The sequence below is a fragment of the Coleofasciculus sp. D1-CHI-01 genome (genome assembly GCF_040218875.1).
GTDB lineage: Bacteria > Cyanobacteriota > Cyanobacteriia > Cyanobacteriales > Coleofasciculaceae > Coleofasciculus.
The window spans coordinates 1-23,913 of record NZ_JAVJQP010000044.1; the positions used below are offsets into that span (position 1 = coordinate 1).

Here is a 23,913-nt window from a genome sequence, read left to right on the forward strand (position 1 = left end):
TGAACAACTGGAAACCCTTAGCAATCGCCTGGATCAGTTATCCACAGCGCCAGAGGGTGATGGTAATGTCACCGAACAAACCATTACTGAGATTACCAGTCAAATTGACAGCTTAACCACACAAGTAAATACCCTATCCACCCCCAGCGAAACCGATGTCAGTGGCGTTGAAACCGCGTTGTCAGAACTCACCGAGGAATTTAGCCAATTCCAACAACAGTTCCGGAATCGTCCAGAACTCCAAGAAATCGAGCAATCTCAACATGCGATCGCGGATCTAACTGAACAACTGGACACCCTGAGTACCCGCCTGACTCAGTTACCCACTGTCCCAGAGGTGGATCTGAGTGGGGTAGAAGACTCCCTGTCTCAACTAGCGGAACAATTTAGCCAACTCCAGCACCAGTTCCAGGAACGTCCAGAACTCCAAGAAATCGAGCAATCTCAACGTGCGATCGCGGATCTAACTCAACGACTGGAAACCCTGAATATTCGCCTGGATCAGTTACCTATTGTTCCCGAAGTCGATCTGAGTGGGATTGAACAAACCATTGGCGAAATTACGGGTCAAGTTGAAACCTTAACCGAACGGGTGAATACCCTCTCCACCCCCACGGAGACGGATTTAAGTCACGTAGACACAGCGTTATTTGATTTAACCGAACAAGTCGGTCAACTCCAGCAACAATTCCAGGAACGTCCAGAACTCCAAGAAATCGAGCAATCTCAACGTGCGATCGCGGATCTGACGGAACAACTGGACACCCTGAGTACCCGCCTAACTCAGTTACCGACAACCCCAGACGTCGATCGGAGTGCGACGGAACAAACCATTGCGGAGATTACCGATCAGATTGAAACCTTAACCGAACGGGTAAATACATTATCCACTCCCGTCGCAACGGAAACCGATCAAAGCGGAATCGAAGCCGCACTTTCGGAACTCGCCGAACAATTAAGCCAACTCCAGCAACAGTTCCAGAATCGTCCAGAACTCCAGGAGATGGAACAGTCGCAAATCATGATTGGTCAACTGGCTGAACAACTGGAGATACTGACGAATCAGCTTGACCAAACCTCAGCGACGCCGGGAGTCGATTTGATGGAAATCGGATCAGCGATCGTTGATGTTCATGATCGCCTGGATCAACTAACGGCGCGTTTCGAGCAATTTCCGGGGATAGCCGACACCGAACCCGCACCGATTCAACCCACCCTTACCGATTTAGTCGAAGAGGAGGTTGTTGCACCTCCCCCTCCCATCCCCACAATCCCCGCACTCGAACAAATTCAGCAACTTCCCGAAAATGAGGCGATCGCACCGCTTACGGACAAGTTAAAATCCCTGAACGAACAGTTTCATAGTCAGCCTGCGACTCAAGCGGTTGAGGGATTAAAAATGACGCTGATTCAGTTAACGGATTACGTCAACATCATCACATCTCGTTTGGGAGGCTTACCCACAACGCCAGACCTGGATTTGAGTGGGTTAGAACAAGCGATTACCGAGGTTCACACGCAACTCGACGCCTTCAATCAACAGTTTAATGGACGACCGGAAGTTCAAGCCATTGAGCAATTGCAAGAGGCGATCAATCAGTTAGGTGAGCAGATTTATACCACCCTGGTGCAATTCAACGAAGAATCGGAATCAATGTCCAAGAAGGAAAAAGATGACGCCCTCAAGGATATCGATTTCCAGTTAGATGCGATGGAGTTGTGTCTAGAGAACCTACCCATGCTGGCTGACTTAGACTTCAGTGGGGTGGAAGCCGCGATCGCGGCGATCGACGAACAGCTTGACAATTTAACTCAAACCATCGCCGAGAATCAAGCTGCACTCTTTGAAGTGGATCTCAGCGGTGGAGAGGATGCGATCGAAGACATTAATCGTCAGATTGAGGTGCTCAATCAAAAAATCAGTTCCCAATTGGATAAAGCAACAATTGAACAATTAGAAGACGCGATCGTTCATCTGAAAAAACAGATTGAGGCGGTTACGTTTACCCTAGAAACATTACCCGTGGCGTCCGATGATATGGACTTCGGTGGAGAAGAACCAGACATCTCTGATTTACAGTGGTGATTTGTCCTTTGTTTATGTCCTTTGTAAGAACCGTATAATCGTAGGGTGCATTAGGCGTAACCACTCATATTGATTATCCTGTTAATGGGAATATCGCCGCAGGGCACCATGATTTGGGTCAAAGCACAGCTAGATCAGGGCACGATAATATCGTGTCCCTACCGAATCAATTCGCTCTAAGCAATGTTGAAACCTGTGGAAGAGGTGATGATTAAACAGAAGAATGTAGGGGCAAGGCATTGCCGTACCCTGATATAGAACGAAATGTGAAAAAACCCTTACAAAGGACGAATAACGACTCCTAAGTCTCGTAAAATAGCTTCAGGCGTATGTTAATCGGGGCGGGTTTAATCACTTATGGGTGCAACCGAAAATATAGTAGTGAAACCCGCCCCTACACAGGTGGCAGATTTCCTCCCAGCCCCTACAACCAAACCCCTATCCTGCTTCATTCCAGTTCACCATTCCGTCACCATCTGGGTAATAAATGTCTCCACCAATGGTACTTGAAACCGATAACAATCTCCCGTCTTTTTCAATATTTTTTTGCGGATGAGGCGGCGTACAGTGGATTTATTCTGGGGATGGGGGGTTTCTTCAGTGATTAGGTATTCCAGGAAGTCTTGTTCAGGTTCACTTAAACTTGTCCATAATTCTCGAAAGTACATCCCCCCTGTTTCTATGGCGATGGGAATACAGATTAGCCGTGAGGGAATCATTTTGACGGGAGTGGGACGATTTTGAGGATGAACCCGATGAAATTCTTTATAATTTTCTTGAGTATCAGTAAAAAAACTCTTGTAATGCGAGCATCTTGCTCGCTACCCATTCCCAATTTAAATGCGTGACAGCTTAACCGTACCATTTGGTTCTCAACTTGAGTAGTTGTGGGTTGGGTTAAGGCAGAAAGCTAAACAAAATTCAGGATGATTGTCTGAAATATTGATTGAATAATATATTCCCCCGTTAATATTGGTGGGTGACGGCGGATACTTCATTAAAGGGTTATCGCTTCGGTTTAAGTTCCGCCTCATTCACCCTACGTTTTTGAAGGTGTATTTGTCGGTTGGGTTGACGTAGGAAAGGCAACAAGATTAATGATTATTACTGACTTATTGATTGGATAATACACCGCCCCGTTAATATCGGTGGGTTACTGCGGATACTTCATTAAATGATTATCGCTTCGATTTAAATACCGCCTAACCCACCCTACGTTTTTTGATTCAAGTATTTCCCCCCTGGCTCTTTTTTTGAGAGAAAGGGGTTTTAATTTTGATTGTTATGTTATAACATTATTACAGGTAAGCAGTACACTAATATGACATAAGGAAAAGAAGCCCATGAAACCTTTACCGCCTCACTTCGACACCAGCCATACCGCTGAAACCTCTGCCCAGCAAGCGTTAACAGAATTTGGGATTACCCAACTCCTGTCTCTACTCAAGCACTACCGCGATATTGATTTTGATGCGTCGCAAATGCACCTAACGGATGCTGAAGTCCATGCGATCGCCCAGCTATTTATCCAGGAGTTGATCCAAAGCCTCAACGGTAAACTGATTGCTGGCGCGTTAAATACCCTGCGTCATGGTGAGGAGATGGAGGACTTGACGCAACACTCGGTTGGGGCGGGTTTAGTTACATCTGGAGAAACAAGAAACGATAATAGTGAAACCCGCCCCTACAGCCAATTCAACACGTTCCCAATCCCCACCCCTTGCTACACAGAAGGCGATCGCGTTCAGTGGAAAACGAATCAGACAGACTGGGGTGTAATTCTGGGACGCTTCTATGAATACCATCACAATCAATGGATGGTTTATTACATCATCCAACTCGCTCCTGATTCTCCCAGTGCAGCTTGGGTAACTACAGATACGGCTGCTGAAGCGGATTTGCAAAAAATACCTGACACGGTTGAATTGAATGAAGAGAATGGCAATTCTTATCGTTATCCCACCCATTCTCGCCAGGGGATATCTCCCCTATCTCTGCATTGCCCGACGGGACGTTATAATCCTCGACGACGCCACAATCTGCGCCCGATTACTCAGCGAGAACAATACATTATTGACCTTTATTGTTATTGCGAATTAGGGATGACGCCAAAGCAGTTTTATGCCAAATGGGATGTCACCTACGAGCAACTGTCTCATATCTGTTCCCGTTCCCTGGGGACAGTGCAGAATTGGTTCAACCGAGGTCAAGGATATTATCCGCCTAAACCTAGGGATTTGCGCCATCTAGCAATTATGGATTTTTTGTTGGAACATTTTGAAGAGATACCCCAATCCCTGATGGATCTGCTGTGTTCGTCTCGATAGGTGGATGTTAGGGCGTTTGCTATAGCAACCGCCATAGCGGTTAGGACAGATTATTTGGTAGAGACGCGCCATGGCGCGTCTCTACAATGGTGTCTTATTTCAGTGGGCTTGGAAACCAAGCCCCTACGGTTCCTGTTTCATCCCGGTTCACCCTTCTGTCACTACCTGGGTAATAAATCTCTCCACTAATGGAACTTGAAACCGATAACAATCTCCCGTCTTTTCTAAGATTTCTTTGCGGATGAGGCGGCGCACAGTGGATTTAGTCGGGGGATAGGGGGTTTCTTCAGTGATTAAATCTTCCAGAAAGTCTTGTTCAGGTTCACTTAAAGTTGTCCATAATTCTCGAAAGTACATCCCCCCTGTTTCTATGGCGATGCGTTCTAGTTTTTCTAGCCAGGTTTGGAGGGTGAGAAAGGGTTCTTGGCTGAGTTGTTGAGGATTAGGATAGGGAAGGTCAAAATTACGGGATTTTTTGGCAGCTTTAACGATTTTTTCAGCGAGGTAGTTGGCTAATCCGTTTAAGGTGGTGGCGGTGGCTGCGCCTTGTAAGTCGATGAGTAAGGGGATTAATTCTGAACCAACTTTCTGGGGGAGATATTTTAAGGCTGAAGTTTTGCCTGTGCGTCGTCCACCGTAGAGTAATAGGATAGGAGGTTGGGCAGAAAATGCCAGGGTTTCGATTTCTCTGAAGATATCTTGGCGTCCTTTAAATCGGGTTTTGGCATCGTCGGGATTTAGAGAAGCCCCCGCGATGTAAACTTGGGGAATTTCGGCAGAACGTTTGGCTTGTTCTGCTAGGGTTTGTTGGGCGGTTTGTAAGATTTTCAGCCATTGTTGAGCAATTTTTTCTAGCCGATTAATTTGTTGGGCATCTTGATTGAATGTGCAACTATCTTGCAAATGATGTAGTTGAGAGATAGAACGACCGAGAAATTCATATTGACGATAGGATGAGGTAGCTTCTCGAACGGCTTGGACACTTTGACTGACTTCTAAAAACTGGGGAACGATAAAGCCAAATACTTTTGCAGGCGGTGAAGGAATCCAGGATAATTGATTGGCAATTGCGGCAATATCTCCAGGAGTCTGACACCGTTGTAGAACATCTGCGACTCTAGAGACCATGATAAACTCAGGTAGTCGCAGAAAAACACCGACCATTTGCATTCCAATTAATGCTAAAGCCGCAGGTACAACTGGAATACATCCGGCAAAGCTGGAAAGAATAAAAAAGCAGATACCAAATAGTATACCGAGTAAGGGAATTGCACTGAAGCCTAAAAATAGAGGATGACGTATTTTCCAATTCAAACCTGCCCCTATCAGCGCCCAAGCAAGAATCCAAACTATTTCTATCCATGCTGGCAAAACCCAAATCAGGGATCGTCCATCAAGTGCAGCACTGAGAATCTGACTCACCCCATGCGCCTGAATCTCTAATCCTCGTATTTCTCCGTAAGGGGTAAAGAAACTATCTTTGATGCTGTTGGCGGTAACGCCAATTAATACAACCCGATCATTGACCCATTGGGGATTAATTTCACCTTGAAGAACTTCGGTTAATGTCACGGATTGAGCGATGGGGTGAACCGCACGGTAATTTAGGAGGATTTGTTGACCTCTAAAATCATAGCGTTGATATCCGCCAGCACGGGGTTTTAAATCGGCAAAAATAACATCCCCAAGCTGTAAATTGCCGTTTTTAGTGGTAAATGTGGGTAAAATCGTCTCGGCGGCTAAATAGCGAAAGGCGAGTTGAACGTTGAGGGCGTAGGGGGTGGGACAAGGTGAAGTTGAAGGGACTTCTTGATATAATAACTGGCGGCGTAGTAGTCCGGTTTCGGTGTTTTTGCTGTCTACTAATACGTTACTAAAGCCGAGATTTTCCCAGGGAATATCAGGGAAAGACGCGATTCCTTGATCGCTTTCACTGCTAACCTTACAGATATGAATGACCCGATTAGTTTGGCGCAGATAGGTGGGTAAGTCGAGGGAAGAGTCTCGCAGTGCGTCGCGATCATGAATTGGGGTATCTCGATAGAGATCTAAACCAATTACTCGCGGTTGCATTGATTCCAGTTTCTGTAATAATTTGACTAGCACATCATCAGATAAAGGATAGCTGTAGTTATTGATATCAGCTTCGGTTATTTTCACTAGCAACAAACGTTTATCTGGTTGTTCTTTGGGTCGCGATCGCATCATTTGGTCATAGGCGCTGAGTTCCCATGGTTGTAGTCCTCCTAGCGATCGGATGAGTAGTATAACCAGTGCGATCGCGAAACTTATAATTAGGCTTCCTGGAAGAGTCGAATATGAACGCATGATATAAAATTAAGTTCAAATCTTTTATCCACCAACAGCATTTTTAATTCGCTGCAATAATTCCTCAAATGGTACTATTTTTAATATCACCAAAATCGCCACAATTAAAATCACCGTCCCGGCAATCAAATTACTCGTATCATCTAACTTATCCCCCACCAACCGCGCCATTCGTCCTAACTTCATCGGCAACCACACCAACCAACGCACCGGACGACTTAACCGCCGCATTGTCACCCCTGAATGAGGAACTCGTTGGGCTTCTAATTCAAACTTTTGCCTCGCCCATTCATCAGGACGACTATGTTTCTGCGCCTCCCATAACCACAATCCCGCCAATTGCAATAATAAAGGATGTCTTCCACCCCAAGCTAATCCTAATTGCTGCCGTTCTGAACTCAACGCCGCCGTCGCACCTGGTATTTTATTTTCCGGTAAACGGATCAAATCCGTTGCTTCTATTTCCGTAATTCCGCCTACAGGCAAAACCTGACCCAGATTAAAAAACGAGGACAGGAATCGATACTTACGTTTATATACATCCAAATTTCGATAGGAAGCAATCACCAACATTAAGGCATTGCGATCCATCAATGACCGCAAATTATCATAAAATTCATCCGTAAACTGATCCGGTTTCGCTAAAAGTTCCTCAAACTTATCCAAACACAACACAGGTAAAACATTCTGGGCTTGCCATGCCTCAATTGCTACTGAAAACCCATTTCGATCTAGCGTACCTGCTTGTAACGGTGTAACTAACGCCGGATTTCCTTGTACCACAGGACGATTGATTAACGCTTGGGCAACTGCCTGATAAAAACTGGTTTCTTGCCGACATTGCGCGGCTTGTAATGACAAGTAAACGACCACATAATTGCTGGGATTTTTGCCAGCAGCTTGAACTCGTTGTTCGTAGGTCTGAAAAAAGTGATAGAGTAAAGACGATTTACCAATCCGACGTTCTCCCACAACATTAATACTCGTCGGTTGATCATTAACCAGACGGGAGGTAAGAAAATCCAATTCTTCTCGCCGCCCGACAAAGAATTGGGGGTCAGTAATCATTGACCCCGCAGAAAACGGGCAAGATTGCTGGGATGAGTGCATAAGTAATTTTAGATGGGGATACACGGGAGAAGGGGAACCAGATTTCCTCAAAAGATTAGAATTGTAGGGGCGCATGGCGTGCGCCCATTCTATAGCAACCGCCATAGCGGTTAGGACACATCATTTAGTAGAGACGTTCCGGCGGAACGTCTGGAACAACAGTTCGGAACGTCTTAATCGATGTGTTTACTGCTATAACAGTTGTAGGTTGGGTTTCGCCACTAGAAGCGCTAAAGCGCTTACTACGAACTTACTACGAACTTACTACGAACCTACGGGGTGAACTAGCTGGAGAATCGCTAACGCCGCGCGATCGCATACACCAACTTCCCCCAATAATTGACGCATTTGTTGATAATTAGTCAGGGTTTGTTGACGTTTCTGGGGATTAAATAACAGTTCCATTGCTTCTCGAACTAGGTTTTCTGGCGTCGCATTGTCTTGCAATAACTCTGGCACAATTGAACGCATCACCACTAAGTTTGGGGGTGACATGAAAGGAATGGAAAAATTGAGGAAAGTACGGGCAATCCAGTAGGTTAACGGACTGACGCGATAAAATACGACTTGCGGAACATTCAGCAGCGCTAATTCCAAATTTACTGTACCGGATTTGGTAATCGCTAAATCAGCAGCAGCCAGTACATGCTCAGTCTTTTCTGTCACTAACGTCGCCTGAAGTCCATAGTCTTTTATCGCTTTTTCAATCGGTTGGCGATAGGCTTTATGAGATAGAGGAATCCAAAAGATTTGTCCTTTGTCATTCGTCCTTTGCCCTCCAGCTCCCCCAGCTTCCCCAGCTTCCCCAGCTTCCCCAGCTCCCCCAGCTCCCCCAGCTTCCCCAGCTCCCCCAGCTTCCCCAGCTTCCCCAGCTTCCCCAGCTTCCCCTAATAACTTCCCCTGAAGCTGCTGGGCGGCGGAAAAGATAATCGGCATCATATATTTGATTTCTTGATGTCTGGAGGCGGGTAAAAGTGCGATCGCGGTTTGATCGGGTTTAATCCCTAGCGCCGCTCTAGCTTGTTCACGACTGGGATAGGATTGGATGCGATCAACTAGGGGATGACCTACCCAATGAACCGATGCGCCCTTTTCTTCAAAGTAACGGGCTTCTTCGGGAAATATAGCTAACAGTTTGTTCGTCATTTCCACAATTGTGGATGTATCCCGGGGAGAGAGTGACCAAACCCATTCTTGGGGGGCGATGTAATACACCACAGGAACTTGGGGAAGCTGACGCTGAATAAATTTGCCAATACCGAGATTGGGTCCCATATAGTCAATCAGGACTACCAAATCTGGGGGATTGTGCTTAAGGTATTGTTTGGCGCGACGCTGGATGGTTAAGGTTGGCAGAAGAAATGGCAAAGATTCTAATAGTCCGACTGAGCCAATACCCGTCGTATTTCCTAATAATGTAGCACCCGCACGCGCCATTTTTCCGCCGCCTAATGCTACAATGTTTAAATCTATTCCTTGTTGCTTGGCTTGCTGTTTCAGGGCATCAATTAACATTGCTCCTTGCAAATCACCAGAGACTTCACCCGTACTGATAAAAATTGTTTTTTTAGTCATTCGTCAAAACACTGATTTCACGGATTTATGGGAGAGAGTGGGGGAGGGAAGTGATAGGTTAGTTACACTGATTACAAAAATGCTTCGCTTTTGTTGTATGGAAGGGGGAGAATTCAAAGCCTCTCTCCTTGTAGGAGAGAGGTTTGGAGAGAGGTTTTCCCGATTCCATGAAAAGTAAGGTCATTCAGTTGGGTTAACACTTCTCCGTTTCATGACTATGATGAAAACGACGACCTGGAATCGAACCACGCCGCCCAGGTAATTGCGATCGCTCTAAGAATAGGCGTAGGTGCTGTACCTGTTCATGCTCAGATATTCGATGCAGTTCTTCTACGGCTTGATTGAAGGTGTAATCAGAGCGATAGAGTGTCTGAAATGCCTTTTTTAAGTCTCCCAGAGACTCGCCGTTAATTCCCGCTCTTTTGAGACCAACTAAATTGAGCGATCGCACTCGTGCGGGGTTGCCTTCAACTAACATATAAGGGGGTACATCTCGGTCAATGCGACTCATTCCGCCAACCATTGCCAGACGCCCAATGTGGACAAATTGATGAATGCCTAAAACACCACCAATGGTTGCTTTTGTTTCAATATGAACATGACCTGCTAAGGCGACTCCATTGGCGATAATCACTGAGTCTTCTAACACGCAATTGTGAGCAACGTGAACATAAGCCATCAACAAATTGCGATCGCCAATCACTGTGGCTTCTCCTGCACCCGTTGCTCGGTTAATGGTGACATATTCCCGAATCCGATTATCATCACCAATCCTCACCCAACTTGGTGCGCCATCATATTTTAAATCTTGCGGTTCTAAGCCAATAGCAGCCCCAGGAAAGATTTGGTTTCTCGCGCCAATTTCCGTCGGTCCTTCTAGAACCGCGTGAGCGCCAATCTTCGTCTGTGAACCCACTTTTACATTATCGCCAATGACCGCATAAGCACCAATTTGAACTGTCGGATGGAGTTGGGCACCAGGGTGGATTACAGCAGTAGGATGAATCAGTGTTGTTGCCATATAGCGATCCTATTTGAGTGGTGAACAGGCTGGTAAGTAGGTGAGGTTTGTCATTTGTCATTTGTCATTGGTCATATCACGGCAAATCACCCATGATAATAATTTATCCGCGTCTGGAGCGTCAGTACTAATTATGGGTATTCAAGCGGACATACTAAATTTGGGTGAGTCGTAGGATTAAATGTAAGGGTAAGCGATCGCAGAAATTTCAGGTATAATCATTTATACCGACGTCTCTCTATTTTTAAGTGCGACAGGATAAGGAATCCGGGAGCGCTAACCCTAATTCGGGATAGCGCCTGTGGGATTTATTCGACTAGAGAAAACATCAATTCCCCTTCTGCAACTCGCTGATCGTCAACGACTGCACGAGCTTGCATCTTTCCAAAACGACGGCGTTTGACGGAGACGAGTTCCGTTGTCATGATCAGTTGATCGCCAGGTACGACAGGACGACGAAAGCGAACTTTGTCAATTCCGGCAAAAACAAATAAAGCGTCATCTACATCAGCCATCTGTTTCAAAACAATGCCACCAACTTGAGCCATTGCTTCGACAATCATCACTCCCGGCATCATCGGGCGTCCTGGAAAATGTCCTTGGAAATAGGGTTCATTAAACGTGACATTCTTGATACCAACCGCTAGCTTTCCCGGAACATATTCAATAATGCGGTCAACTAAGGCAAACGGATAACGATGGGGGAGGATTTTATGAATGTCTTCAACCGTGAAAACTGTTTTGGTTGATGACTCAGACTGAGTGGGGTTGGCATTATCAGTGGAATCATCGTGAGTGTTAACGTCAATCAAGGTAGACATGAGTAAATTAGGGTAAAAATGAGTACCGATGAGCAGGGAGCAGTGATCAGTTAAGTGAATCGGTCAACTCATCCAGAGTTCAAGCTGATTGAATACTGATCACTTATTTTCCCGTGCTGCACAAGGAACTTGGATGAGCTAGTGTTCAGTTGAGTTGCCAGTTGTGATCAATTGCCAATGACGGCTGATGATTGACGACTGACATCCCAAGCGCCGATTTGTCGAGCCAGTAATCTCGCCAATTGAATATGCAGATTGTGACTGGCTTTGTAGGCGAGGAAGTGAGCGACAGGAAATTTCCCCAATAAACTCAAATCCCCTACTAAATCTAAAAGTTTATGACGCACTGGCTCATTTGAAAATCGCAAGGGAGGATTCAACCATCCTTGATCACCGCAAACTAAGGCATTTTCCAAGCTACCGCCTTTAATTAAACCGCGATCGCGTAATTGGTCAACCTGATTGGCTAAACCAAAGGTTCGTGCTGGTGCGATCGCGTCAGCAAAATGCTCCTGTTCCGGTGTCCAGCTATACCATTGATTGCCGATGGCTGGGTTCTCAAAATCAATGCCGTAGGTAAATCGAGTCATCGGTGCGGGTAAGGCGGCGACAAAGACATCGTCTCGACAAACCCAGATGGGTTCCCCAACAAACATCGGGGAAGCCAGAGGAGATAGATTAGACGAGTTTTGGGGAAGTTCACTCTCCACAATCCCTACCTCCTGAATGGCTTTCACCCAAGCCAGCGCCGAACCATCCAACAGGGGAAGTTCTGATCCGTCAATTTCAATACAAGCATCGTCCACTCCACTCCCGGCGAGGGCGGCGAGTAGGTGTTCTACTGTCCCTACTGTTACCTCTGAGTCGGAGAAATTGGCAGAATTCTCACCGTTTCCTGCCCTCAACTGAGTCGAAAGCATCGTAGTAGAGACAGCCTCCACTCGCGCTGGAATCACAGGCATCCCTGGCAGGTCAACTCGGACAAAATAACGTCCCGTCCGGGCTACAGCAGGCAAGACGCGAACAGTGGTAGTGATCCCACTGTGCAATCCGATACCTGATCGTTCAAAATTAGCACCCAAGGTATAGTTTGTCATTTGTCATTCGTCTTATGTCATTCGTCATTCGTCATTCGTCATGGGGGAACTGTTGTTTGGGAAAGTGAGACAGTTTTGTGTAGGGGCGGGTTTCACTACTATCGTTTCTTATCTAACCCAGATACAACTAAACCCGCCCCGACTAAGAGAGTAAAAACTAGTTCATTAAAAGCGTTCTCCAATACCGAAATGGAGACGGCTGTCTCCTTCATCATTAAACCCATAATCCACACGAATCGGACCCAGGGGAGATTGGACTCGGATACCAATCCCGACACCAACGCCGGTGCCGGGTTTATCGCGAACTACAGCAGGTTCACCGGGTACATCATCACCTGTACCTAAATCGCTGGCAAAGTCAACAAATAAAGCACCGCCGACTACAGAGATAATTGGAAAACGGTATTCTGCAGTGGCTTGAATAAAGCTGCGACCTGAACCCACTTCTCCCTCATCGTAACCGCGCACTGAGTTACTACCACCGAGGGAAAAGGCTTCGTAGGGGGGTAAGTCTCCGAGCGCGGTTCCAGCTTGCACGTTAAAGGCGAGGGCTTCGGCTCCTTCACTGAAATTGGTAAATTCTACGGGGAGATAGTAACTGTAACTCCCGCGCAGGCGACTGAGAAAGATACTCCCTTGACCAATAGGAATCGTCTGTTCAACGCCGAATCTGAGCAGAGAACCACTCGTGGGTCGTAGGGGATTATTTCGGCGATCGCGCACCGCCCCCAGTTGCAGGGTAAACAGGTCATCTTTCCCGTCACCACTGAAGCTTAAATCGTTTCCGAGTTCATCCTCTGCAGTCAGGTCACCATCAGAGTCTCGAATCGACACATTTTGAAATTCAAATCCGGCTGATGCTGTCCATTCGGAACGGCTATAGAGATCGCGGGATAAGGGACGAGTAAAATTAATTCCACCCCCTGTACGCACCACACGGGGGCGATCGCCATTGGGGAGTTCGACTTCAGGATCACCGCCGTCGAAAATCAGAGAAATCGAGCGGCGTCGGAAAGCATTCACAGTATAGGACGTGCGGAAGGGATCACCAGCAATCCAGGGGTCTGTAAAGCGAAGGTCAAACAGCAGGGCGCGTTCTCCCACCTGAAATTCTGCCCCTAGGGTTTGGTTATTGCCACCAAGGTTTTGTTGCTGATAGCTAACCGTACCAAATAAGCCACTGGCGGAGCTAACTCCCGCCCCAGCCGCCAGGGAGCCTGTGTTTTTCTCAATCACATCGACTACCACCACAACTCGACGGGGGTCAGTTCCGGGAGCAAAGGAGAGGCGCACGTCATCAAAAAGTCCGAGACCAAAAACACGTCGCAAATCCCGTTCAGCAATTTGGCGGTTAAATACATCACCCTCATCCAATTGCATCTCTCGCGTAATGATAAAGGGACGGGTACGCCCGCCAATGGGTTCATCCGCTGCCGTGAGTAAGCGAATTTGCTCACCTTCGTCATTCAGGATGGGTTCTCCCTCTTCATCAAGATAGCGGACGGCAATCTCTTCAATCACACCTTCTGCCACAGTCACAGTGACAATGCCATCATCATTCACATCTGAGGCATCAACCACTTGAGCCAGGTCATATCCTTCTTCTTGATACCAGTCGTTTAACCGTTGAATGCCTTGTTGTAGGTCATTCAGGTTAAGAATCTCACCATATTGCTCTTGGAATATCTGATCAACCACCTCTTGAGGTAGAACCCGCGCTTCGGCTGCTGGGGGAACCGTATTCACCGCCACCTGACGCAGTACGGGGTTAGGTTCGACCACAAAGGTAATCCGCACACCCAAGGGAGTATCTTCGGGTACAACGTCTACACTTCTGAAGAAACCTGTGGCAAAGACGGCATTCACATCTTGCTGTAACTGAGAGCGCGTGGTTGCTAATCCGGGTCGGGTGCTAATCGCTCGAAAAATCTCGTTTTCCAGTGGCTCTTGGGGTCCGGTGTAATCCTGAAAGTCAATGACGACTTCTGAGACCAGGACTCGTGGTTCTGGCTGATTGGCGGGCGGCGTTGGCGCGTCAGTTGGGGGAACTTGAACTTGGGCAATGAGCGGCGGCGTTGGCGTCACCGTTGGCGTTGCTATGGCATGAAGGGCTAGATGATTTAGGGTTGTAGGGTTAATCGGTGTTAATTTTGTCGAATTGACCTGAATCGGCGGGGTGGTTGATTCTGCCTCATTTCTAGGGTTATCTTTTGCCAATTCGCTGGTTTCTGTTGTCGTTTCGTCAATAACTTGAGCGAATCGAGGAGAATGAATAGCCTGGTGATGAACTCCTCCATGATTTGTGGGTTTGACCAATGGTAATGGCGTTGAACCCAGCTCAATTTGATGAGTAGCTGGATTTTCCTGAATCGTCTCGGAGGTCGATTCTGTCTCACCTCTAGGACTATTTGTAGCTGATTCGGTCGTTTCTATTGGAGGTTCGTCAATGACTTGAGCGAACCGAGGAGAAGAAACAGCTTGGTGATGAACTCCCCCATGATTTGTGGGTTTGACCAATGGTAATGGCGTTGAACCCAGCTCAATTTGATGAGTAGCTGGATTTTCCTGAATTGGCTCGGAGGTCGATTCTGTCTCACTTCTAGGACTGTCTGTTGCCGATTCAGTCGTTTCTACTGCGGTTTGATCGAGTGCTTCACTCAGCCAATTTTGAGTAGTTGTTCCGTCGGGGTGTTCTGGCGTCCCGGTTTTCTCATGTTCTCTTAACCTATCCCGTTGACTAGGTTCAAAGTCCCGGATAGGTTGGTCAGTCGTTTGCCCATGGCTAGGGGAGTTGGATAAACCAATGCTAGCCGTTACAGCGAGAATTGCCGTTAATAAAGGAGATAAGCGCATGATCCTCAGATTTTTTGACACGTCCACACACCACGTTGATTGCAAGGGTTGCGATCAGCTTTTATCCGTTGTTCACTGCTTGTTATTCAGTTGAGCGATCGCCTACTGAACAAGCTTGATTAAGTTGACTTAGGAGCTGACCTCGAGTTGCTTTAAACTTAAGATGTCATCATTTAACTGATAAAGGACAAAATACCAGGATTTTCATCACCTCGCTTACTCTGAAGCCATTAAGTCCCCCTAGCACGGCTTGGCTTCCCATACCCACCCGTTAACCAGCACAGAAAAAAGCAGACCTCATAAACTTTACAGCTTTCTGTCCTCTGCCTTCTACTTTCTGCTGTCTTGGGCTAGCACTCGCTCTAGAACTTGCTGATAGGCTTGTTCAACCTGTCCGAGATCCCGACGAAAGCGGTCTTTGTCCATGACGCGCTGTTGGGGATCAGTTTCTGCTTGGTTCCACAGACGACAGGTATCGGGGCTAATTTCATCGGCTAAGAGCAACTGTTGGTTGGTATCAATGCCGAATTCTAGCTTAAAGTCCACTAGGGTAATACCGCAGCTTTGGAAAAAGGCGGTGAGACTCTGGTTAACTTGTAATGCTAGTTGTTCTAGCTGGTTAAGTTGGTCGGGTGTTGCCAGTTCTAGGAGTAATAAGCGATCGCGAGTGAGCAAGGGATCTCCTAATTCGTCCTTCTTATAGTAGAATTCCACCAAGGGTTTGGGCAGGACTTTGCCCAGCTCTAATCCAGTTTGTTGACACAGACTCCCTGCGGCAATGTTCCTGACTACAACTTCCACGGGCAAGATTGTCACCCGCTTGACGCGCATCTGGTTGGGGGTGGGACAGTCGATGAAATGGGTACGAATGCCTTCAGATTCCAGAAACTTAAACAAGTGAGCCGCGATCGCGCAATTCATTTCGCCTTTACCGACGATTTGACCTCGCTTTTGGGCATTAAAGGCAGTCGCATCATCTTTGTAGATGCTTAGGAGAATCTCTGGATCTTCCGTCGGATAAAGGATTTTGGCTTTGCCTTCGTAAAGTTTTTGCGGTTGAGACATGATCAGAGTTGGCTCGATAGATTCATTGAATCAGGATAGTGCAGTAGGGGTTTGGTGACCAAACCCCCACTTCAGGCTGTCCCCCAGGGCGATGCTGGGTAGTTGAGGTCAAATTCACTACAATAGTAGATGGTGGGAGTCTAAAAAATTTGTACCATTAATTATTCTGAGTCAGATGAGGATGGCAAACCTCTTAGACACTGGCCTTAGTATTCCGAGAAACCGGGTTTCTCATGAGGATAACCACGAAATATCAAGCTTTCACCCCAAGAAACCTGGTTTCTTGACCGATGTCCTAGTACCCATCCGTGAGGCGTTGACTTCTGAGTAGTGACCTGTGATCCACTTCGCTGCCAGATTTTTCCGGGTTAAATGTATCTGATGGGAAACTTGCGCCGCGTTAGTCTAGTGCAAGAATGCAGAAATCACTGAACAGCTAATATCTCCCCCAGCTTCATCGTATCTACGAAACTGCTCAAGTATTTCCGCAGCACTGCACTAGGGGGAAATTAGATTGTAGTTTATCGACAATAACTTTTATCAAAGGAGATCCAAATGACCGATAGAGATGAGTTTTTATATCCACGCAGTCGCTATTACGGCGATGTCAAACCAGAAAATTTAGTGTTTAATGCTAATTTACAGGAATTCGCGCAAAAGGTAAACTATATTTGCAACTTAGAAACCGCAGGTAAAGTTGCACCCGAAGCTGCCTATAAACAAATTAAAGAGTTGTGGCATAATTTGAGACAAAGTAAACAAGAACTGGCAGTTGGTCAGCATCCTTTACGTGGGGATGACAGGGAGAAATAACCTGTAGGGGCGACCCGGTTGTATTAATGAACAATTGTGTTTACTTAATGAACTTGGGTCGCCCGTTTAGGGTTGAAGTTGGGAACATGGGAATTAATCAAGATCCCCGACTTCTCCAAGAAGTCGGGGATCTGTCTGTGTACCTCACTTACAGCACTTTCTAACACGGTGTAGTACAGCAACTCTAGGACAGCTCTGTTCTGCTCTTTTTTTGGTGTATAACATCGAGTCTGAAAACGCTGTATCTCCCACTCAAGACTTACTTCCTTTGTTGTGCCACATACTGTGACAACTAATGCTCAAGAATCCCCTACTTTACATCCGACGACACTTGCGGATTTGACTGGCGAAAATTAAGCCGACGGTGGCTAACCCAAACACTGTACCCGGTTCAGGTACAGATTCACAGTAATCCCTTTCGCAAATACCGGATTTGTCAAATTTAAAGGCAATATTGTGGTTGCCATCAAACTGATTTAAGTCGTAACCTGCCGTTATTAAATCAGAATCGCTCAGATATATAATATCGGCAATAAACTCTCCCGATGCAATAGAGTTAAGACTTTTAGCTTGGTCAAAATAGGTTGTCGTGGCGGGTAAATCCCCGAAACTGGGTTCACATAAACCGGGAATACAGTCACGGGTAACCACAGCATTATTATAGGCTTCTATACTGCCAAAACCATTGTTTTCTCCGGTCACACTTTTGGCGGTGACATCAGCGTATAAACCCACTTTGGGTGCGCCGGAATCACTGTTGGGGGAGAAACGAACGGCAAATAAATCACCAGCATCGCTAGCGGTGGTAAAGTCTTGATCGGTCAAGTTGATGAATAAATCACCCCACCCCGTATTCCCGTCATCTGCATCGGTTCCCTCTACACCGGTTAAAGGCATATTGCCATTGAGGACAACCAAAATGCTATCAACGGTTTCTTTGACAGACATCCCGTAGAGTTCATAGCGGTTATCTTTGCCGCCAATAATATCGCCATCAACGCCATCATTGGGGGAATCTTGACTATGATCCCAGGGGGCGTCATCACTAGGTTTGGGTCTGGGTTTTTTCCCCGGATCAAGTGCGCCGCCATCGTTGAGACATTCTTCAAAGATACTGAGAACAGAGCCTTCATTTAAGGCTCGTAATGTGGCGGCTTTTGCGGCTTCTCCTGTGGGCAAAATTAAGCCCATTGCAGCGATTAAACTAATCAGTTTTGCGCTAATTAATAGTGTTTTACGATTAGACATAGTTTTCTCCTTAAACTGTTATGTAGTCAGGGAACCTTAGCCCTAAATTCTGTTGGGTTTCATGACGGGGCTGGAGCGAACCTGGTGCGTTAGCGAAGCGTAACGCACCCTACGACTAGAATACTGCGTAGTGTACAGGGGTTGGCGTTTTCTTTGTAAACTGATACAAACTCAGGTTCGTATTTGTCATCTGTCATTTTTCCTTTGTCCTTGGAAAATGGGAAATCCGGCGAGATTAGCCTTGCCTCGCTCCAATTCGTGGATTTTCTGACTATCCTTATTAAAGAGTAAACTTACTGCCCTTAACCCCCCGCAACCTATCAATTTGCCCACTAACCTAGCGCTGGAGAATTGACAGAAAGTATCAAAAAGTATCAAAAGGTATCAAAAGGTATCACTATCTTAAGTTGAATGCCACTGACTTTAAAGTTTGTAGTAAGCGCTTTAGCGCTTGAGGCACTAAAGTGCCTACTACGAACCCAGATTAACTCAGCGACATTTATCTTAAGTTGAATGTTACTAACTTAAAGCTGGTGGGCAATGCCCACCCTACAGTATATTAAGGGTTTTGGCGATCTCATAATGCTCATTTCAGTGCCATTCATCTTAAGTCAGGGTGGGTTTTGTTGAAACGTTATCGGTGATATCCTCTCCTTATAGGCTAAACTCACCCCTACAGGTGATTACAGGAAAATAGCTATATGTTGTGGGATGCATTTCTAGAACGAGTCGCTGATGCTCATGATTTGTTTGAAGAAGATGATCGACAAGCTTTCTTGGCTCGGTTTAATGAGCGAAATTTGCCACGTTCTGATATCCAAGTCGCACAGGATTTGAATATTAGTGAAGTGACGCTGCAACGGCGGCTGGGGAAGGGGGTGTATACTCATTTGGTTAGGAGTTGTCCTCAGCTTAATACGGATAAAAAGGGTAAATTTAAGATAGTCCGAGACTGGTTAAAAAAAGGGCATGTTCTCTGTCAAGGGAATGGCACCACGGGGATGAATAAAACGGCGGTAAATCCACCCTCTCCAATCGCCAATTATCCTTATGTAGAACGCCCCCCAATTGAATCGTTTTGCTATCAAAGTCTTTTTGCACCGGGCGCGTTACTTCGGATTAAGGCACCTCGGCAAATGGGAAAGACAGAATTAATGGCAAGAGTTTTGAATTTGGCGAAACAACAAGGTTATCACCCCGTCTATTTGAATTTATGTCAACCGGAAGAATCGGTGGTCAAAAATCTGGATCAATTTTTGCGTTGGTTGTGTATGAGTGTCAGTCGTCAACTGCAAAAACCGCTGCAAATCCAGGAATATTGGGATGTGGATCTCAGTAGTAATGATAACTGCTCTGCTTATTTTCAAGACTATTTATTAGAGCAAATTGATAGTCCCTTAGTTTTAGGCTTGGATACGGTTGATCGCCTCTTTCCTCATTTAGCGATCGCTCAAGACTTTTTTGGTATGCTACGGGCATGGCATGAGGATAGTAAAATTCTGGATAATTGGCAGAAACTGCGGTTAATTGTCTCTCATTCGACGGAAGCTTATATTCCCCTAGATATCAATCACTCGCCGTTTAATGTGGGATTAACCGTTTCCTTGCCAGAATTTACAGCCGAACAAGTAACTGAGTTAGCCCAAAAGCATGGACAGGTATTAAATCAGGCTGATGTCAGTTTATTAATGAATAAGGTAGGCGGACATCCCGGCTTAATTAAACAAGCGTTATTTGAACTCAAAACCTTACAGAATACGACTCTAACACAGCTATTAAATGAAGCGGCGACTGATTCTGGTATTTATGGGAATTATTTACGCAAGATTTGGCTAGAATTGCAGGAAAATTCAGCATTAATTCCGGCGCTCAAAAAAGTAGTGGATACCAGCAATGGCGTCGAATTAGCGTCAAAACTTGCCTATCAGCTTGAAAGTCTGGGATTGGTGCATTTGACCGGAAATAGAGTAACAATCAGATGTGAGCTTTATCGCAATTATTTTGGCTCTCGCTTGGCAAATTTGGGGGAAGCTTCGTAGTTCGTAGTAATGGCTTTAGCCTTTGACGGGAGGCGTAGCCTCCCCAATAGCATTCCCTTAAGAGGAACGTCATTGACTTAAGTCTGGTGGGCAATGCCCACCCTACTGGCTAGGAACGAGAGTAACGAATGACAAATGACGAATGACAAATGACAAATGACAAATGACTATCATGTAGGCGGAAGCTTACCACCAAATGCGACAACTTATGTAATGCGTTCAGCAGATAAAAAACTCTATGAAGGATTAAAAGCTGGCGAATTCTGCTATGTCCTCAATTCCCGACAAATGGGCAAATCCAGCTTACGAGTGCAAACCCAAAAACGCCTAAAAGCGGAAGGAATTGTCTGTGCGGTAGTTGATTTAACTCGCATTGGGCGTCAGGCGAACGAACAACAATGGTACAAGGGAATTGCTTATCGTTTAGTCAGTGAATTACGACTGGCGAATCGCGTCAAATGGCGACAGTGGTGGGATGAACATGACTCCTTATCCCCTGTACAGCGGTTGGGAGAATTTATTGAAGCGGTTGTGCTGGACATTATCACTAAAAATTTAGTCATTTTTATCGATGAAATCGACAGTACCCTGAATTTATCTTTTCCCACCGATGATTTCTTTGCCTTAATTCGAGCCTACTATAATGGACGAGATACGAAGAAACGCTATCAACGTTTAACCTTTGCTTTGTTAGGAGTGGCTAGCCCATCGGATTTAATCCAAGATAAAACTAAAACGCCGTTTAATATTGGCAAAGCGATTGAATTACAGGGGTTTAAACTGGATGAAGCGCTGATTTTAACCCAAGGATTTGAGGGAAAAGTTCAGCATCCACGCAAAGTGCTGGAAGCGATATTATATTGGACTGAGGGTCAACCGTTTCTCACCCAAAAGTTATGTCAATTAGTGCAACGATTCTGTGATTCTCCATTGGATAGGATGATTAAGAATAGTGGGTTGAGTCAAGGTATTGATTCCCGTGATAACTTTATAGGGAAAACCCTGGGAATCAGTCAAGTGGGTTGGCTTCCATTAGAGAGAGTATCGAGAAGCGTTATTGATAAAATCAGTCGCACCAACAATGAACGGGAATTGGTGAAACAAATCGTGCGATCGCAGATTCTGGTAAACTGGGAATTCACCGATCATCCCGAACATCTGAGAACCATCCGCGATCGCATCCTCCTCAGTCACCATGGTTCAATCCCATTACTCCGCCTCTATCAGAAAATCCTACACCGAGGAGAAATCCCCACCGATGAGAGTCACACCCAACAGGAATTGCTACTCTCTGGATTAGTGGTTCAGCGTCAGGGTAAACTCAGGGTTCATAACCCCATCTACCAATCCATCTTTAATCGCCAATGGGTCAAATCCCAACTTCCAGCACAAAATGAGCATTCTGTCAAGACCCCAGCTTGGACAATTCCGATCCTGAGTGGGGTTGTCAGCGTGGTGGTGATTGGCGTGCGATCGCTCGGCTTATTGCAAGGGTTAGAATTACAAGCCTTGGATGGATTAATCCGATTGCGCCCAACCGAAGCCTTAGACTCGCGCCTCTTGCTGGTGAAAATAACCGAAGCCGATATCAACCAATACCGCTATCCGTTATCCGATGACGTGCTAGTTAAATTATTGCAGAAACTGGAATCAATGCAACCGCGAGTAATCGGCTTAGACATCTATCGAGATAACCCAATTCATTATCGCGATCGCACAATAGCCTCTCCTACCGATTTACCCACCTATTTACGCCAAACCAATCAGGTGATTCATATCTGTAAAGTTAGCAGTGAAAGCGATCAAGGAACCGCATCTTTCCCCAATTTTCCCTGGCAAAATCTCGGCTTTAGTAACGTATTAGTAGACAGCAAAAACACCGAAACCGGACCACTACGCCGCCAGTTATTATATCAAGGAGTTAGCTCAACTTCACCTTGTCCAACCCCCTACGCCCTTAATGTTCAACTCGCCTTTCGCTATTTAGCCGCAGAGAGAATATTACCCACATTTACCGCCAAAAACGGCAACTTACAGCTTAGAGATGTTATCTTTACCGATTTAAACCCCCGTGCGGGCGGATATCAACGCTATGATTTTAGAGGTCAACAAATCCTCCTCAACTACCGTGCGGTTCAACCCATCGCCCAATCCGTAACCTTAACCGAAGTTCTCCAAAATCAAATTAATCCCCAATGGGTCAAGAATCGGGTAATATTAATAGGCGTTACCGCCACCAGCATCAAAGATAGCTTCCATACCCCCTACGGAGAAATGCGCGGCTTAGAAATTCAGGCGCATGGAGTGAGTCAGATACTCAGCGCCGTACTCGATCAACGTCCCTTAATTCAACCGGGGAATTTTTGGAGTGAAGTATTATGGATTGGCGGCTGTTCCTTCAGTGGTGGAGTATTGGTTCAGTTAATCCCCAAACGCCCCTACCAAATCCTCGCCTTATGTACAGCATTAGTTTTACTATCAGGACTCAGTTTAATTCTATTAATTCACGGCTATTGGATACCCCTAATCCCCTCCGCGATCGCCTTAATTGTTTGTAGTAAAGGCTTTAGCCTTTTACAAACGTCAAATCGTGACTACACAAGTATAACAAAAAACAAATAACAAAGGACAAACAACCAATGACCAACCAACTATTCAACCTCGCCATCATACCCCTTCTAATTATCACCCAGCGATCGCCCCTCGACGCCCTCATCTTCAACCAACCGCCACCCCCACCAGACAAAGACACACCCGGACAACAAGCGGATTCAGGAACCCGTGGACCCTGTGACGCACAGCCCTCCGAAACCGATAAGCAATTAGTCGCCCTTGTTCCCACCCTTGAAAAATCCAGGAACAGCTTACCAGAAACTCATGTTTGGGGATTAACCCAGAGTCAACATCCAACCTTTTGGTTTTATCTTCCCGCCACAGCAACATCGGCTCAAGTCGCCCAATTTAGCCTCGAAAATGAAACCGATTACCCATCCAACTTTCAATTCAATCTCCCCCAAACTCCCGGAATTATTAGCCTAACCCTTCCCACCAATGAACCCCCACTAGAACCCGGACAATGGTATTATTGGTCACTAAAACTCTATTGCCAAACTCAACCCTCAACACCTAACTTTTTTGTCGATGGCTGGATTCAACGGGTACAAAACGACACACCCTTTAACAGTAATACTCCCCAAAACAAAATAGTCATTTATGCTCAAAACGGTCTATGGTTTGACACCATCACCGAACTAGCCAACCTGCACCGCCAAACCCCCCTGGAAACCAAGCCAGCCTGGGCAGACTTACTAGAATATATCGGTTGGGAATCCCTTACCGAAACCCCAATTCTCCCCTGCTGCACCCTAGAAAAACAGTAGAAAAACGCCTCACACCTCGACAAACCCTCTCTGCGTACCTCTGCGCCAACCTCTGCGTACCTCTGCGTTAAAAAAACATAATCCTGAAACCAATAACTAGGAGAGATCATTAATTTGATTAGGTAGGGACACAATACTATCATGCCCTCA

At 46.0% G+C, this 23,913-nt stretch carries 16 protein-coding genes; 6 read left to right on the top strand and 10 right to left on the bottom strand.

Annotated features, from left to right (window positions below; genetic code table 11):
- A partial coding sequence (locus tag RIB93_RS07985) for a hypothetical protein (RefSeq protein ID WP_446371989.1) occupies positions 1-2,086 on the top strand: 2,086 nt, incomplete at its 5' end.
- A gap of 458 nt (positions 2,087-2,544) precedes the next feature.
- On the opposite strand, the gene RIB93_RS07990 is transcribed toward RIB93_RS07985, so the two are convergent.
- Positions 2,545-2,805, bottom strand: coding sequence for a hypothetical protein (locus tag RIB93_RS07990; protein ID WP_446371991.1), 261 nt, complete (start codon positions 2,803-2,805; stop codon positions 2,545-2,547).
- Positions 2,806-3,429: 624 nt separating this feature from the next.
- On the opposite strand from RIB93_RS07990, the gene RIB93_RS07995 reads away from it, so the two are divergent.
- On the top strand, positions 3,430-4,413 hold the full coding sequence (locus RIB93_RS07995) for a hypothetical protein (RefSeq protein WP_446371993.1): 984 nt from the start codon (positions 3,430-3,432) through the stop codon (positions 4,411-4,413).
- 147 nt (positions 4,414-4,560) lie between these two features.
- On the opposite strand, the gene RIB93_RS08000 is transcribed toward RIB93_RS07995, so the two are convergent.
- From RIB93_RS08000 to purC, 8 genes are all read right to left on the bottom strand, one after another.
- On the bottom strand, positions 4,561-6,741 hold the full coding sequence (locus tag RIB93_RS08000) for a CHASE2 domain-containing protein (protein WP_446371995.1): 2,181 nt from the start codon (positions 6,739-6,741) through the stop codon (positions 4,561-4,563).
- A gap of 24 nt (positions 6,742-6,765) precedes the next feature.
- Positions 6,766-7,809, bottom strand: coding sequence for an nSTAND1 domain-containing NTPase (locus RIB93_RS08005; protein WP_446371997.1), 1,044 nt, complete (start codon positions 7,807-7,809; stop codon positions 6,766-6,768).
- Between the two features lie 306 nt (positions 7,810-8,115).
- Positions 8,116-9,426: a lipid-A-disaccharide synthase gene (gene lpxB / locus RIB93_RS08010; protein WP_446371999.1), complete on the bottom strand. Its 1,311-nt coding sequence runs from the start codon at positions 9,424-9,426 to the stop codon at positions 8,116-8,118.
- Positions 9,427-9,619: 193 nt separating this feature from the next.
- On the bottom strand, positions 9,620-10,447 hold the full coding sequence (lpxA, locus tag RIB93_RS08015; RefSeq protein ID WP_446372001.1) for an acyl-ACP--UDP-N-acetylglucosamine O-acyltransferase: 828 nt from the start codon (positions 10,445-10,447) through the stop codon (positions 9,620-9,622).
- A gap of 308 nt (positions 10,448-10,755) precedes the next feature.
- Positions 10,756-11,268 (bottom strand): 3-hydroxyacyl-ACP dehydratase FabZ, encoded by a 513-nt coding sequence (fabZ, locus tag RIB93_RS08020; RefSeq protein ID WP_446372003.1) that lies wholly within the window; start codon positions 11,266-11,268, stop codon positions 10,756-10,758.
- 167 nt (positions 11,269-11,435) lie between these two features.
- Positions 11,436-12,365, bottom strand: coding sequence for a UDP-3-O-acyl-N-acetylglucosamine deacetylase (gene lpxC / locus RIB93_RS08025; protein WP_446372005.1), 930 nt, complete (start codon positions 12,363-12,365; stop codon positions 11,436-11,438).
- Positions 12,366-12,530: 165 nt separating this feature from the next.
- On the bottom strand, positions 12,531-15,218 hold the full coding sequence (locus tag RIB93_RS08030; RefSeq protein ID WP_446372007.1) for a BamA/TamA family outer membrane protein: 2,688 nt from the start codon (positions 15,216-15,218) through the stop codon (positions 12,531-12,533).
- A 330-nt stretch (positions 15,219-15,548) separates the two neighbouring features.
- Positions 15,549-16,283, bottom strand: a complete 735-nt coding sequence (purC, locus tag RIB93_RS08035; RefSeq protein ID WP_446372009.1) for a phosphoribosylaminoimidazolesuccinocarboxamide synthase — start codon at positions 16,281-16,283, stop codon at positions 15,549-15,551.
- A gap of 555 nt (positions 16,284-16,838) precedes the next feature.
- On the opposite strand from purC, the gene RIB93_RS08040 reads away from it, so the two are divergent.
- Positions 16,839-17,096, top strand: a complete 258-nt coding sequence (locus tag RIB93_RS08040; protein WP_446372011.1) for a DUF7219 family protein — start codon at positions 16,839-16,841, stop codon at positions 17,094-17,096.
- 315 nt (positions 17,097-17,411) lie between these two features.
- On the opposite strand, the gene RIB93_RS08045 is transcribed toward RIB93_RS08040, so the two are convergent.
- Positions 17,412-18,344: an XDD3 family exosortase-dependent surface protein gene (locus RIB93_RS08045; RefSeq protein ID WP_446372013.1), complete on the bottom strand. Its 933-nt coding sequence runs from the start codon at positions 18,342-18,344 to the stop codon at positions 17,412-17,414.
- 701 nt (positions 18,345-19,045) lie between these two features.
- Between RIB93_RS08045 and RIB93_RS08050 the strand changes: the two genes are divergently transcribed.
- The 3 genes from RIB93_RS08050 to RIB93_RS08060 all read left to right on the top strand — a co-directional run bounded on the left by RIB93_RS08050 (position 19,046) and on the right by RIB93_RS08060 (position 23,763).
- Positions 19,046-20,383, top strand: coding sequence for an AAA-like domain-containing protein (locus tag RIB93_RS08050; RefSeq protein ID WP_446372015.1), 1,338 nt, complete (start codon positions 19,046-19,048; stop codon positions 20,381-20,383).
- Between the two features lie 156 nt (positions 20,384-20,539).
- Complete coding sequence (locus RIB93_RS08055; RefSeq protein ID WP_446372017.1) at positions 20,540-23,005, top strand: CHASE2 domain-containing protein; 2,466 nt, start codon at positions 20,540-20,542, stop codon at positions 23,003-23,005.
- A gap of 17 nt (positions 23,006-23,022) precedes the next feature.
- Positions 23,023-23,763 (top strand): DUF928 domain-containing protein, encoded by a 741-nt coding sequence (locus RIB93_RS08060; protein WP_446372019.1) that lies wholly within the window; start codon positions 23,023-23,025, stop codon positions 23,761-23,763.
- Positions 23,764-23,913 lie beyond the last annotated feature (150 nt).